At 30.3% G+C, this 14,753-nt stretch carries 12 protein-coding genes; 11 read left to right on the forward strand and 1 reads right to left on the reverse strand.

What is annotated here, in order from left to right; translation table 11 throughout:
* Positions 1 to 7: 7 nt before the first annotated feature.
* From GXK57_RS05715 to GXK57_RS05765, 11 genes are all read left to right on the forward strand, one after another.
* On the forward strand, positions 8 to 751 hold the full coding sequence (locus GXK57_RS05715) for an alpha/beta family hydrolase (protein ID WP_160672814.1): 744 nt from the start codon (positions 8 to 10) through the stop codon (positions 749 to 751).
* A 367-nt stretch (positions 752 to 1,118) separates the two neighbouring features.
* A complete protein-coding gene (locus GXK57_RS05720; protein ID WP_160672816.1) occupies positions 1,119 to 4,046 on the forward strand; it encodes an insulinase family protein in 2,928 nt (975 codons plus the stop codon).
* 525 nt (positions 4,047 to 4,571) lie between these two features.
* Positions 4,572 to 6,131, forward strand: a complete 1,560-nt coding sequence (locus GXK57_RS05725; protein WP_160672818.1) for a DNA mismatch repair protein MutS — start codon at positions 4,572 to 4,574, stop codon at positions 6,129 to 6,131.
* 14 nt (positions 6,132 to 6,145) lie between these two features.
* The gene (locus GXK57_RS05730; protein WP_160672820.1) at positions 6,146 to 7,360 is read left to right on the forward strand and encodes a GGDEF domain-containing protein; all 1,215 of its coding nucleotides are present in this window, start codon (positions 6,146 to 6,148) and stop codon (positions 7,358 to 7,360) included.
* Positions 7,361 to 7,379: 19 nt separating this feature from the next.
* On the forward strand, positions 7,380 to 7,721 hold the full coding sequence (locus GXK57_RS05735) for a hypothetical protein (protein ID WP_160672822.1): 342 nt from the start codon (positions 7,380 to 7,382) through the stop codon (positions 7,719 to 7,721).
* 443 nt (positions 7,722 to 8,164) lie between these two features.
* Positions 8,165 to 8,695 carry a restriction endonuclease gene (locus GXK57_RS05740; RefSeq protein WP_160672825.1) on the forward strand — a complete coding sequence of 177 codons (531 nt, stop codon included), beginning with the start codon at positions 8,165 to 8,167 and terminating at the stop codon, positions 8,693 to 8,695.
* 1 nt (position 8,696) lies between these two features.
* Positions 8,697 to 9,182: a hypothetical protein gene (locus tag GXK57_RS05745; RefSeq protein WP_160672828.1), complete on the forward strand. Its 486-nt coding sequence runs from the start codon at positions 8,697 to 8,699 to the stop codon at positions 9,180 to 9,182.
* A 141-nt stretch (positions 9,183 to 9,323) separates the two neighbouring features.
* Positions 9,324 to 10,010, forward strand: coding sequence for a response regulator transcription factor (locus GXK57_RS05750; protein ID WP_160672831.1), 687 nt, complete (start codon positions 9,324 to 9,326; stop codon positions 10,008 to 10,010).
* Between the two features lie 5 nt (positions 10,011 to 10,015).
* Entirely contained in the window at positions 10,016 to 11,395 is a 1,380-nt protein-coding gene (locus tag GXK57_RS05755) for a HAMP domain-containing sensor histidine kinase (protein ID WP_160672834.1), read from the forward strand.
* Positions 11,396 to 11,600: 205 nt separating this feature from the next.
* Positions 11,601 to 12,887 carry a peptidoglycan DD-metalloendopeptidase family protein gene (locus GXK57_RS05760; protein ID WP_160672838.1) on the forward strand — a complete coding sequence of 429 codons (1,287 nt, stop codon included), beginning with the start codon at positions 11,601 to 11,603 and terminating at the stop codon, positions 12,885 to 12,887.
* A gap of 340 nt (positions 12,888 to 13,227) precedes the next feature.
* Positions 13,228 to 13,416, forward strand: a complete 189-nt coding sequence (locus GXK57_RS05765) for a hypothetical protein (protein ID WP_160672841.1) — start codon at positions 13,228 to 13,230, stop codon at positions 13,414 to 13,416.
* Between the two features lie 137 nt (positions 13,417 to 13,553).
* Here the strand turns inward: GXK57_RS05765 and GXK57_RS05770 are convergent, their stop codons facing one another.
* Positions 13,554 to 14,474: a CPBP family intramembrane glutamic endopeptidase gene (locus tag GXK57_RS05770; protein ID WP_160672844.1), complete on the reverse strand. Its 921-nt coding sequence runs from the start codon at positions 14,472 to 14,474 to the stop codon at positions 13,554 to 13,556.
* Positions 14,475 to 14,753: the final 279 nt, after the last annotated feature.

Genomic DNA, 14,753 nt, shown 5'->3' on the forward strand with positions numbered 1-14,753 from the left:
TGAGTTTATGAAAAAGAAGAAAAAACTATTATTATTCTTGTCAATAATGTTGGTTCTAATACTTGCAACAGGCATAATTTATTTGAATACTTATTATAAAGCAGAAGAGAGCATAGAAACTATGGCCAGCGAAGATTCTGGTGTTACAGTAAATGATAAAGCTGGGTATATAGAGATAGTACCTAAGGGCGAAAAGAGCGATGTAGGATTTATATTTTATCCAGGTGGGAAAGTTGATGAGAAGGCTTATATAAAGTTCATGGAAAAGATTGCGGACAAGGGCTTTAATGTATATATAGCTAAAATGCCATTTAAACTGGCGGTATTTGATGGCAAGGCAGCAGATAAGATTATAGAAGATAATAAAGATGTTAAGGCCTGGGCTATTGGTGGACATTCGCTAGGTGGAGTGATGGCAGAAAGCTATGCTTATAGCAACCAAAATAAGATAAAGGGAGTTGCTTTTTATGGTTCTTACCCATTAAAGGATAAAAGCCTGAAGGGAACTAACTTAAAGGTAATAAGCCTTTGGGGAGAGAATGATAAGGTGGCTAAATTAGATAAGGTAAAAGCTGCAAAAGATGAACTACCAGATACAGCAGTTTTTAAACAAATTGATGGTGGAAACCACGGCGGTTTTGGAAGCTATGGACATCAAAAAGGTGATGGAAAAGCAACTATTAGTAGTGATCAGCAGCAAGCAATAGCTGCAGAGCTTACGGCTAATATGCTAAAGAGTCTTAAAGAGTAAATAAAGCGAATACATTGAATTTTTAATATAGTAGTCATAAAACTATTAGCTTCATAGTTTTGTGGCTACTGTATTTTATTTCTTAGGAAATTATATGTAGATAGATTTGTAAAGAAGCGTTAGTAGAAGGCTTAAAAGAAGGTCATCTTACTGATTTTTTGCTATATTCTTATGGCTATAGTAAAAAAAGTATAAAATTTAATCATGAAAAGAATAAAAGTGGTAAAACATATAATAGGGATTTATGTGAAGTTTATAAAAGAATCTGGGAAAGCTGAAGAAGTAAAAATTATTAAATTAAAACTTGTATTTATTAATGGAATTAATTACTATGGAGTAAAGTAGAAATTTGAAAGGAGAGCTTTAGATGACATTAAAAATAAATGAAGTGCTACATGGTTTTAAGCTTAAAGACGCAAAGGAGTTAAAGGAGATAAGCTCAAAGGCATATGTTTTTGAACATGAAAAAAGTGGAGCTAAGCTTATTAAGATAGAAAATGATGATGATAACAAAGTATTTTCTATTGGATTTAGAACTCCTCCAGAAGATAGCACAGGACTTACACATATATTAGAACATTCAGTTTTATGTGGGTCAAGGAAGTTTAATACAAAAGAACCTTTTGTAGAGCTTTTAAAAGGATCGCTAAATACCTTTTTAAATGCAATGACTTATCCAGACAAGACAATTTATCCAGTAGCATCAAGAAATGAAAAAGATTATTTTAATCTTATGGATGTATATATGGATGCGGTTTTATATCCTAATATATATAAGTATCCAGAAATATTTATGCAAGAAGGCTGGCATTATAATATAGAAAACTTTAAGGATGACTTAGCTTATAATGGAGTTGTTTATAATGAAATGAAGGGAGCCTACTCTTCACCTGAATCCTTACTTTATAGAATGGTAAATAAAACTGTTTTGCCTGATACTCCATATAAAGAATCATCAGGAGGAGATCCAGAATTTATTCCGGATTTAAGCTATGAGCAATTCTTAAACTTTCACAAGAAATACTATCATCCATCAAATAGCTATATATTAGTTTATGGTGATGGAGACTTGGATAAAGAATTAGGCTTCTTAGATCAAAACTATTTAAAGGACTTTGATAGGGTAGAGGTTGATTCGGATATTCCAACTCAAAAGGCTTTTGAAAAGTTAAGCGAAAATGAGTTTGAGTATGGAGTGTCAGAAGAAGACAGTTTAGAAGACAAAACTTACTTAAATCTAAATTTTGTTATAGGAAATGCAGAGGAAGGAGAATTAGCTTTAGCCTTTGAGATATTGGCTCATATGCTTTTGAAAACACCTGCAGCTCCTTTAAAGAAAGCTTTACTGGATAATGGAATAGGTAAGGCTATTTCAGGGGAATACAGTGGTTCTATAAAGCAACCTGTATTTTCTATCATAGCTAAGAACTGCAATGAAGGGGATAAAGAAAAGTTTAAGAATATAGTGTTCTCGACTCTGGAACAGCTGTGCAATAACGGTATTGATAAAGAAACAATAGAGGCATCAATTAATAGAATAGAGTTTGAGTTAAGAGAAGGAGAATACGATGGGTATCCTAAAGGTCTTATCCATTACACTAGAATAATGGATAGCTGGTTATATGGAGGAGATCCTTTTGTACACCTACAGTACGATAACTATTTAGAAAATATTAAGGTTGCTTTAAAGGAAGACTACTTTGAGAAGCTTATAAGAAAGTATATCTTAGAAAATAAGCATAGCTCATTCATCATGCTAAAACCTAAGAAAAATCTTAACGAAGAAAAGCAAAAAGCTTTAAAAGACAAATTGACTGACATTAAGAAATCCTTCAGTGAAGAACAAATTAATGAGTTAATAAATAAATGTAAGAATTTAAAAGAAAGACAAAATGCTCCAGATACTGAAGAAGCTTTAGCTTCTATTCCTATGCTGTCTATAGATGACATTGATAGGAAAGCTGAAATACTTCCACTAGAGGAAAGAAATATAAATGGAGTTAAGGTGTTATATCATAAGCTATTTACTAATAAGATTGCTTATCTAAATCTGTATTTTAATAGTGACGCACTTAATTCTGATGATGTTGTTTATGTAAGATTTTTAGCGGACATTCTAGGTAAGCTAGATACTGAAAATTATGACTACGGAACTTTATCAAATAAGATAAATATAAACACTGGTGGAATTGCATATAGTCCAGTAAGCTATTCAATAAATGGAGATCCAGATAACTTCAACCCTTATTTACTAATAAATCTTAAAACACTTCTTAATAAGCTTGAAGACGGAGTAGAGTTGTTAGGTGAAATAATAAAAAATACTGTATATGACAAGGAAGATAGACTTCTACAGTTAATAAAAGAGATTAGGTCAAGAATTGAAGGAAGACTTATAGACAATGGACATAGATTGGCTCTAAGAAAGATTTTATCTTATTGTACTGAAAAAGGTAAGTATGACGAGATAACCTTAGGACTTAGTTATTATGAGTTTTTATGTAAGCTTGAAGACAGCTTTAGCACAGAAAAGAAAGATATTATTTCTAAGTTAAAAGAAGTTTCTAAGGCTTTGTTTAACAAGAATAATCTAATTATAAGTTATTCTTCTGAAGAAGAGGACTATAAGACTCTAGAACATGTTACACCAAAACTTGTAAGCTATTTAGAAGAAAGCGATATAGATGCTAGAGTATTTAGCTTTGGAGAAATCGTAACTAATGAAGGTCTTTTAACTCAAGGAAATGTGCAATATGTTGCTAAGGGTGGAAACTACATTAAGAAAGGTTTCAGTTATAATGGAGCTTTAAATGTTTTAGAAACTATTTCTGGCTTTGATTATTTGTGGAATAATGTAAGAGTTAAAGGTGGAGCGTACGGTGTATTTGCAAACTTCAGAAGAGATGGTGGGGCATATATTGTGTCTTATAGAGATCCAAATCTTAAAGAAACTATAAAAATTTATGATGATATGAAGGATTATCTAAATAACTTTACTAGTAACGAAAGGGAAATGACAAAATATATCATAGGAACTATAAGGAAGTTGGATTATCCTCTTACCACTGCATCAAAATCAGAGGTTGCTGTAGCAAACTATCTTAGCAATATAACAGCAGAAGATATCCAAAGAGAAAGAGATGAAGTTCTTAAGGCTGATGAAAAGGTAATAAGAAGCTTCGCACCTTTAGTTCAGTGTGTAATGGAGCAAGATTTAATTTGTGTAGTAGGAAATGAAAATAAGATAAAAGAAAATAAAGAACTATTTAATACATTAGAAAAAGTAATTAAATAATTATTAAAGATACTGAAGTATTTCAGTATCTTTTTTTAGTGTGTACACTAGACATTCAGAAAAAAGTAGCTACAAAAATCTTATTATTTAGGCTCTGTTAAAGTACTGTGTTCAAATTAAGTGGTCAGTCATCCGATGCTTAGATGAGCTTGCGCAAAGAATTAATATGATTTTCTCATATTCCATGGCTAAAACTGTAAACTCACTACGTTCGAACACACAGTTTATTAACGCCATTCCATCTGAAAAAATCATTTAATTCTACTAGCTCGCTCATATAGCATCTACTTCATGACCACTTAATTTTAACAATATTATTAAATATAACTATTATTTAAAAGAGATAATAAACAACTTAAATTCAATTTATAGGAACTTGATACTATAATTATAAGAATTGTATAGTTGTTGATATTTTACATTATTAGTTATAAAATAATTAGTATGAATTTAAATAGCGAATAATGTTATTATTTAAGATTATTTCTGTATATTACCTATCAATTTTAGATTAGGAGTGATTGTGTGTTTGGTAATAAGACTTATCTAGATTACGTAAGATATATTTGGCCAAAGGGAGTGGAAAGAAAAAGGGATTTTAAGAAAATAAGGTATTTTCATGATTCAGTAAAAAAAGAAGAAGAATTCTATATAGATGATCAGACCTGGAATGATCTGGACATGGACAAGATATATAGTAATATGGACAGAACCCTTACTTCCCCAGGAGAAGATGTATTTTATCACATGCTTAGAAAACCAGTAAGTGATATAGAAGAATTGAAAAATAGAGATAAAATAATTGATTTTTTTAGAGAGAATAAACAGGCAAGAGAAGAAATTCAACTTCAATTATATAAGCTAGGAAGAAAGAAAAATAATTATACAGTAAATATGCTTAAAGATGGACTGGTAGAAGATAATTCTAAAAGATGGATGTATAACATGTTAGGATTAGTTTTTCCATTATTAGCAGTGGTTACAGCTTTGTTTATGGGACCAGGATACTTTGCATTGCTTGTGCCAATATTTATTATCAATTCTTTTATCCATTCTCGAGAGAGAAATAATATGAATGTTGATAGTATTTTATATTTAGGATCTGTTATTAAGGCTGCTAAAAGGATAAGTGGTAGCGATTACGAAGAGATAAGTAATTACACTTCAAAGCTAAAGACTTTATATGGACAGATACACTATATAGCCAAAAATTCTGTATCCTTTGGTAGAGCAGAAGGAAATGATGGCTTATTAGATACTATATATATAATGTTTTTAGCCCAGGAAAGAGTATATCTTAAGATGTCTCATAAAATAAATGAAAAGACATCTGAACTTCTGGATATTTATGAGCTAATAGGTGAGATTGATAGCTTAATAGGTTTTGCTGCTTACAGAGAATCCATAAAGCAATTTTCAAAACCTAATTTTATTCAGGGAGATGCGTATTTAAACATTGAAAAGGGAGTGCATCCATTAATAGATGAGCCAGTTCCTAATTCTATCTTATTGTCTAGAAAAGGAATAATTCTTACAGGAACTAATATGTCTGGAAAGTCTACCTTCTTGAGAATGGTTGGAATAAATGTTTTACTTGCTCAAAGTTTTTATACATGCTTATGTGACAAGTATGAAGCTTGTTATATGAAGCTTATGTCTTCTATAAGTCCATCTGATGATGTAACCAGTGGAAAAAGCTTTTACTTAGGTGAAGCAGAAGCTATGTTAAGATTAATTAATAATGCTAAAGATGGAAAACCAATGCTTTGTTTGATCGATGAGATTTTCAGAGGAACTAATCCTATAGAAAGAATTGCGGCTTCAGCAGAAATTCTTAAGTATGTCATAAAATTCAATACCCTTGTAATAGCAGCAACTCATGACCATGAAATTGCAAGACTTGTTGGACAAGATTATCGATGCTATTACTTTAGCGAGGAAGTTAATGAAGCTGAAGGATTAACTTTTGACTATAAGATAAAGGAAGGAATTTCGCCTACAAGAAACGCTATAAAGCTTTTAAAGTTTCTAGGTTATCCTAAGGATATAATAGAAGGGGCTCTAAGTAATATAGGCGATAATTAAGCTGTGGAGGGTTAATGTTGAAAGAAATTAGTGAGAGCTTGTTTTCAGCAACTGATGATAACTATGATGAAGAATTAATAAAATTACGAAATAGATATAATTATAAGAAAAGTTATTTTGCCTTAAGGATTTTGGTACTATTAAGTCTAATACTTGCACTGTTTGGCTTTATATATTTTGCAGTATACAAAATTGATATACCTGAATATAGTCCTATACACTATAGAATGAATTATCTTGTTCTATTTTCTATATCTGTAACTTCTATTATAATATTAAATGTTATAAAGAAGAAAAAAAGGTTCATAGAAAAGTATTTTTCGCTTATACAGATGAGTATTATTTTTATAGTTATATTATGGTCATTATGGTATATGAAAAGTTCAAATTCTTACTATATGGTTAATTCTATGGTGTACAATCAAGTGATACTATGTATTTCTATAGTATTCTATCTTTCTACTACGCAGATAATATTCACTTATGCTTTTGCATATGCTTCGTTCATTGGAGCTCTAAATGGTATGAGCATTTATGGAAGACAAGATATGGTGATAATTAATACAACTATAACTTGCATAGTTTCTATACTTATATCTATAAGAAATTATGGCAGAATGATAGATAATTACAATAAAGAAAATAGCATTAGAAATAAAAACTTGAGTTTAATGAAGATAAATAATTCTCTACATTTTGCTAACAAGAAATTAAAAGAGATGAGCGATAAAGATTTTTTAACCAATATAGCCAATAAAAGAAAACTTGATAGAATGACATATATGTATTGGAATAGCTTAAAGAAGTTGTCTGGAAGCTTATCTATCATGATAGCTGATATAGACTTTTTTAAACAATATAATGATTATTACGGACATGTCAAGGGAGATAGTTGTTTAGTTAGGATTGCCACTGCTATTAATGAAGTTGCTGAAAAGAACTTAGGTGTAGTAGGTAGATATGGTGGAGAAGAATTCTTTGTCATACTTCCTAATAGAAGTTTTGATGAAGCTTTAGTAATAGGTGAGGAAATAAGGAAAAAGGTAGAGGAAGAAAGTATACCTAATAAAGCCCTTGGAGAAGATAAATTTGTTACAATAAGTGCAGGGGTAGCAACTATTGTTCCTACTGACGACTTTAATCTAGATTTTTTTATAAATATATGTGATAATAAACTTTATGAGGCTAAGAAAAATGGTAGAAATAGAATAGAAAGTATTTACCTATGATAAGGATGTGTGATGCAAGATGAAACCGTTATTTGTAATACAAGATGAAATGTTTTATAAGGAAGATTTTTTAGACGATATAACTGAGTACGATGATATAATCCCTATAATTCAAGAAAGAGCTGCACTAATAAAACTAGATACTATTGAATGTACAGATTTAAACGATTGCTGTGAAAAAACAAAAAGTAATCTTTATGGAGATATTGTTGGTTATATTGATGAAGAAGAAAACTTTATATTTCAAGAAGAAATAGAAGAGTATAGAAAGCAATATGGAGAAAAATTTCTTAACTTATATGTAATAAGAATATATAAATGTTTAAACTGTAAAAAGTGGATTATAGACATAATGGAGTAAGTTGAAAATTAAATATGTACATAAATTAAGAGCTATTTTGATTGTAGGCAAGGTATTAAATTAATACAACTATGCAATCAAGATAGCTTTTTTGCATATCTGCCATTCCGAATGTATACGAGAAAAATATGGCAGGCGGCATGACTTTTATTGATTCTCCTTTAGATACTGTTAGGTAGACTGGGCATATTTATCCACAGCTCTAGCTAGAATATAATTTCCTAAATAATAAAATAGGTTATGCTATAAAAAGCATAACCTGAGAAATAGAGTTTTTGGCTGGCAAAAAAATTGCCTCTGTTAAAGGAGAATTTCTTTGTTTATATTTTATGATAATGGGAGAATATTAAGATAATGTTATTGTAGAATTAAGTCTATGTTAACTTTATAAAAATGTTTTAGCTTCTTAATAAAATGTCAATAAATTAAATGAGGTGATATTTATGGATATTATTAGAGATTTTAAGTTTATGATTAGTTTTTTCATATTATGCATAATAGTAAATAAAATACTAGGAATTTTGGCTGTAATCATTTCTAAAGAGGGGACCGATATAAGGCAGGTCTATAGACTGTTTTGCAGCAGTGATCTTAAGCTTATGAAAAATGAAGAATTATTAGAATATATTTGTAGTACATTAGAGGATTTAGGATATAAAAATCCTGTAATAGCAGAAAATCTTGAAGAAGTTTTATGCTACAAGGATAATTCACCTACGGTAGTATATCTACTAAAGCCTGTAGATGATTTAGTAGACTTAGATATACTCTATTCGATAATAGGAAAAATGAAATCTAAAAAGCTTAAGAAAGGTATCTTGATAACTAAAGGGGGATATATACCTCAATGCTATAAGGAGATTAAAGATATTAGAAACTCAGGTATAGATATTAGGATAATAGATGGCAAGGAGCTGGTTAAGCTTATAAGAAAGAACATAGAGAAAGAGATGATCTCAGAAGGAGCTGTTTAGAATGTTTACTATAACTGGTATAATAGTAATATTGTCCATGTACCAACTATTCAGGATTGGTAGAACTCTGATAAGAATAGTTAATATAATAAAAAAAGATTTTAAGATAAATACCTTAGGTGAAGAATTAGATAGACTTAGCTCTGAAGAATTCATAGATTGGTGTATTGAATACTTAAAGAATAAAAATTATGTTTTTATAAATAAGTTTGATACAAATACGTTACTATGTAAGCATACAGGTGAAAAAGTTTATGTAAGCTGCTTTAAATCAGATGAGTTTAACAAGATAAATATGTATAAGCTCATAGGAATCAAAGCATCTAAAAAAATTGATAAAATTGTTGTTTTAGCTAACATAGATGAAGCAAAGCTAGATGATGGAATATTAAAAGAATTTAACTCATTAGGAATAGAATTCATCTCTGGGGCAGAATTCAGTGTAAGTTATGAGGAGTATGTGAAAATGAATAGCTTATCTGGCTAGAGATGTACCACTTCAATACCTAGACTCAAAAGCAAGCTTTCTACATAAAATCTTTATATAAAAATATTAATATGATTATATAAGTTATCTAATATAAAGATATACTTAATGAAATAGACTAAAGTTACGGGGGGGAACAATGTGGATACTGTGCTTGTTATAGAGGACGAAAAAACTGTAAGAGAGGTAACAAAGGCGTACCTAGAAAAAGAAGGGTATAAGGTGCTTTGTGCTGAATATGGGCTAGATGGTCTTTCGATGTTTATTAAAGAAAAGGTAGATCTTGTTATCTTAGATCTAATGCTACCAGATATTCAAGGAGAAGAGATCTGTCAAAGGCTTAGAAAGATATCAGATGTGTATATATTTATGCTGACTGCAAAAGGTGCTTTGGATGAGAAAGTACATGGCTTAAATATAGGGGCAGATGAATACTTAGTTAAGCCTTTTAGTCCGAGAGAGCTAGTGGCTAGAGTTAATTCCCTATTTAGGAGAATTTCACACAAAGATGACACTGATTCTATATTGGCTTTTAATGATAAAAGTTTAATAATTAATACTGAAACTAGAGAAGTATTGGTGGATGGAAAATATGTAGGCTTAACTCCAAATGAGTTTGATATACTTTATGTTATGGCAAAAAATAAAAGTAAGGTTTTTAGCAGGGAAGCATTGATTGAAAGTGTTTTTGGAATGGATTTTGAAGGTTATGATAGAACAATTGATGTTCATATAAAGAATTTAAGAAAAAAAATAGAGAGAGATACCAGGAATCCACGATATATAATAACAGTAGTAAAATTAGGTTATAGATTTAGCGGAGAGTAAAAACTATGAGAAATATAAGAACACACTTATTTCTAATTATGATATTCACTGTTATTTTCTGTATAGGAGTAACTGGAATAATAATAAATATTTCTATTTCGTCACATTTTAAAAGCTATATGGAAGAAAGTCAGAAGAAGAGAGAGGATAGAATTGTAGCTAGTTTTGAAAGCATATATTCAAAGGATAAAAAGTGGACAACAGTATCAGGAATTGAGTTACAACATGAGGCTCATATGAGTAATTTTTGTATATCACTCCTAGATGATAAGAAGAATATGATATGGGGGATGGATCCTAAGCTTATTACTGAGACCCTAGGTTTCGATAACATGGTAGTCAGTAGTCATAAAGGTGATTATGTAAGTAAGAATCTACCAATACGTTATAATGGCGTTGTGGTTGGATATGTTAATATAGGGCAATTTTCAGATTTGTTGCTAACTCAGGATGATGTGGATTTTAGTAAGAAAATTAATGGAAGCATAGTTATTGCAATAACTATCTCTATTATTATAGGACTAGCTGTTAGTTTAGTAGTAGGAAGGCAATTCAGTCTCCCAGTTAGAAGAATTGCAGAAGTGTCTAAGAAAATAGCTAATGGAGATCTAGAGGCAAGAGCATCCTATGAGACGAAAATAACAGAAATTAGAGAGTTGAAAGAAACTATAAATGACTTAGCTGACAAACTTAATTATCAAGATGATCTTAGAAGAAGACTCATATCTGATGTTTCTCATGAAATAAGAACACCGTTAAACGTACTTCAAAATATAATAGAGGCTATGATAGATGGTATATATCCAATTAATAATGAGACCTTAGAACTTATCAACAGTGAAGTTATAAGATTTGGTAAGTTGCTGAATAGCATGAAATCACTAACTTACATAGATGAAAAAAATAATAATATAGATAGTAAACCGGTGAATTTAGATATTCTTATAAGAAATATATTGGAATACTACAAAGCCGAAATCGATTCTAAGTATTTGACTCTTAAATATGATAGTAATCTTTCAGATGATGCTGTTGTATGGGGAGACGAGGATATGCTAAAGCAGGTATATATAAATTTAATATCTAATGCAATAAAATATAATAAAAATAAAGGTAAGCTGAAGGTATCCTTGCTTGAAACATCAGAAATTATTAGTTCCACTATAGAAGATACCGGAATAGGGATCAAGAAAAGTGATATACCTTTTATATTTGAAAGATTTTATAGAGGGGATAGGAGTAGAGAAGTTACTGCAGGTACAGGTGTTGGTTTAACTATTTCCAAAAAGATAGTAGATTTACATAAAGGAAAGATAAAAATAGAGAGTGAAGAGGGTAGGTTTACCAAAGTTATAATAGAGTTTGATAGAATTGCCAATATATAATTAAAGTAATTTTAATGCAATAATATGGTTTTAGTATAGAACAACGTTCAATTATTTTACAATATAAGCTATAAAAAGCAAAACTTATATGAAATTTGTAAAATTAATTTAAACAACGGCATAAAAATTAAAAAATAACGATATTATGATGAAATTTGTAGTATAATTAAAGATAGAATAATAACTGGAGGTAATGACAGATAAGATGAAAAAGAAGATTTTATCTTTAGTACTTTGTTGCGTTCTTATATCTGGCTTAAATTCGGTACAAGCCTTTGCTGCATCATCGGATACATTGCAAAATCAAATCGACGCTAACAAAGACAAAATTGATGATTTGCAAAATCAAAAAAATCAGATACAAAATACCAAAAATCAAGAGAATGATAAATTGAAATCAATTCAAGATCAATTAGACAAAAAGAGCTTAGAGCTTCAACAATCTCAAGGTAAGGTTGATGAATATCAAGGACATATTAATACTCTTCAGGGAAAGATTAATTTGGTCCAATCTGACATAAATAAGATTTCGAAAGATATTGAAAGTGTTGAAAAGGATATAGAGAAGAAAGAGCAAGAAGAGGCAGAAAAAAGAGATTTGCTTGGAATGAGACTCAGAGCTGCATATAAGACAAATATAGGAGAACAAATTCTCGGCGTAATATTAGGGAGTGATAACTTAACTGATTTTATGCAAAAAATGACTGTAATAACTACAATAATGCAAAAAGATAATGAATTAATTGCAGAAGTAAAAAAAGTTCAAGAGGATTTAAAGAGTAAGCAAAAGGATTTAGCTAGTAAAAAGTCAGAACTAGATAAGCAGAAGAGTGATGTGGTAGCTCAGCAATCACAACTTAAATCAGCTCAGCAGTCTCTAATGCAACAAAGAGATGATAATAAGCATAAGTATGATGAGCTTTCATCATTAAGAAATCAACAGAATAATATCATAAGTTCTTTAAGTGACAGTGAAAAGAAGATTGCGGCAAAAGTGGATGATTTAGAAGAAGATAATGAAGCACTTCAAAAGCAATTAGACTCAATGTTCAATAGCATAAATAATGAAAAGGCAGATGATGGAGCTACTTCTAATGGACAAGCATTTATTAGACCAGCTGTTGGGCCAATTACAGATGATTTTGGACCAAGAATACATCCGATTAAACATACGTTGAGTAACCATACTGGTGTTGATATAGGCGGGCCTAAAGGAGCTCCTATAAAGGCGTCCAAAAGTGGAACGGTTGTTAGGGTTCAATGGGATACTGTATATGGAAATATGGTGGTTATAGATCATGGAAATGGATATCAGACAATGTATGGACATATGAAGACAGTAGATGTTCAAGTAGGACAGAAGGTAAATCAAGGGCAAACTATAGCGTATATAGACAGCCAGGGAATATATAGTACTGGTCCTCATCTTCACTTTGAAATAAGGGTAAATGGGCAACCTCAGAATCCGCATAATTACGTTTCTGGATTATAATAATAGAATAATTTTATTATGAAGAAAAGGGCTATTAGGTTAGTTCTTTTTCTTTTTTTATTGTCTATACCAGTAAAAAAATCCCTAGCTAAACCTACTAATATAAAGGTTTTAGAGTAGCTATTTAGGAGGAACAGTAAAAAAATATTCTACTACCAGAATTTCATCCCATGTGTTCAGAAAAAAGTAGATACGCAAAAAAAGTCACTTAAGAAACAAAAATATATTGATATTGTGATAATTTTTATATTATGGTGGATAATTATATTATTAAAGATTATAATTATTTAGATAAATATTATATTTATATAATTCAAAGCTTTAGGCATGAGGTGTATATATGATTCAAATACAGAAGAATTCATATCTTAAGGATACTCCTGACTATGAGGACTACAGTGAAAATGTTGCAACTCTTACTGAAGATGAAGCTAAAGGCTTAGGAATAAGTCTTGGTTGTTGTCAAAGCAGTGGAGGTTGTAGTGGTTGCAGTGGATGCTCCTCAAAGGGTGGTTGTTGTAATAAATAATATATAAAAAGTGATCTAGTAGAAACAACTACTAGATCACTTTTTTATTTATGCAAAACTACAAAGAAGTTATTAGTATTTCTATGATAACTACAATGTAATAAAGATCTACTTTAATCTATCAAAGCTTATTTGCATTATTCAGAAATTGATGAGTTATGTTTGCTTTTCTTAGATATGAGAAGCAGAAGTACAATTATAGCAATAGCGCTTATAAGCGTATCGGCTAGTCCTCCTTCTGGACCAAACAACCCTCCATTGATAAGATTATTTGTTTTATATTGAACATATAGAAAGGATCCGCCATAAGCATTAGTACCACTTACTAAAAAACCATAAACATTTCCCTCAGCGAAGTTCCATGCACTATGAAGAGCACAGCTTGCCCAAAGATTTTCAGTGTACAATGCCAAAAGAGCAGCTAATATCCCGAATAAAATTAGATTTATTATAGCCAATAAAGACACTCCAGGATTGAGCATGTGAAGCAATGCAAATATTATTGAGGATACCAATACTCCAACTATAGTATTATATCTAGCAGATATTGCTTGTAGTGCAAAACCTCTAATTAAAATCTCTTCAGAAGCACCTTGTACTATCCAGGAAATAACTACAATTATCAAGCTTAACAATCCATAACTAGAAACATCACCTTTTGATATATAAGCATTGTTAGTAATGCTAAGTATTATTGCTTCAATAGACATTAATAGTAATCCTATTAAAAATCCCTGAATATAGTTTGGGGCTGCATTCTTTTTATAGAATCCTAAGGATACAGGCTTCCTTTTCTCATAAAGATATACCCACAAAAAGCATAGGGCAATAGATATTGAGGTAGTAAGAAGCATCGAATAACTACTAGAAATAAAGTTCCTATATTGATTAAATGATAGATTAAGGTAGTGAACCGCAAAGCCAATCGCTAGTCCACCTATTATTTGAGAAAGAAATGCAAAGACAAAGCATAGAATAAAAACTAATATGATTGGCGTAGATTTTTTTCTTGAGTCTGACTTTCTTATTAAATTATTATTATTAAAATAATTAAGCATTATAGCCTCCTTTATTATTTATAGTAATTTTGTACTAAGAACTAATATGAAGTGATTTATATATTCATTATAATTCTATTTAATATAATATAAGAATATACAGTTGCCTATAACAAATTTTAAATAAGGCACCGTTAAACTAACTGTTGAAACTAATTGCTTTGCAACTTGATGCTTATATAAGCCAACCTCTTAGATATAGGCTAAAATAAAAAAATGTACTACTTCGTCCCAAATATCTATTAGGATTAGTAGTACATTTAAAAAGCATTTCTATTA

Source organism: Clostridium sp. C8-1-8, assembly GCF_009928445.1.
In the GTDB taxonomy this organism is placed as follows: domain Bacteria; phylum Bacillota; class Clostridia; order Clostridiales; family Clostridiaceae; genus Clostridium_AR.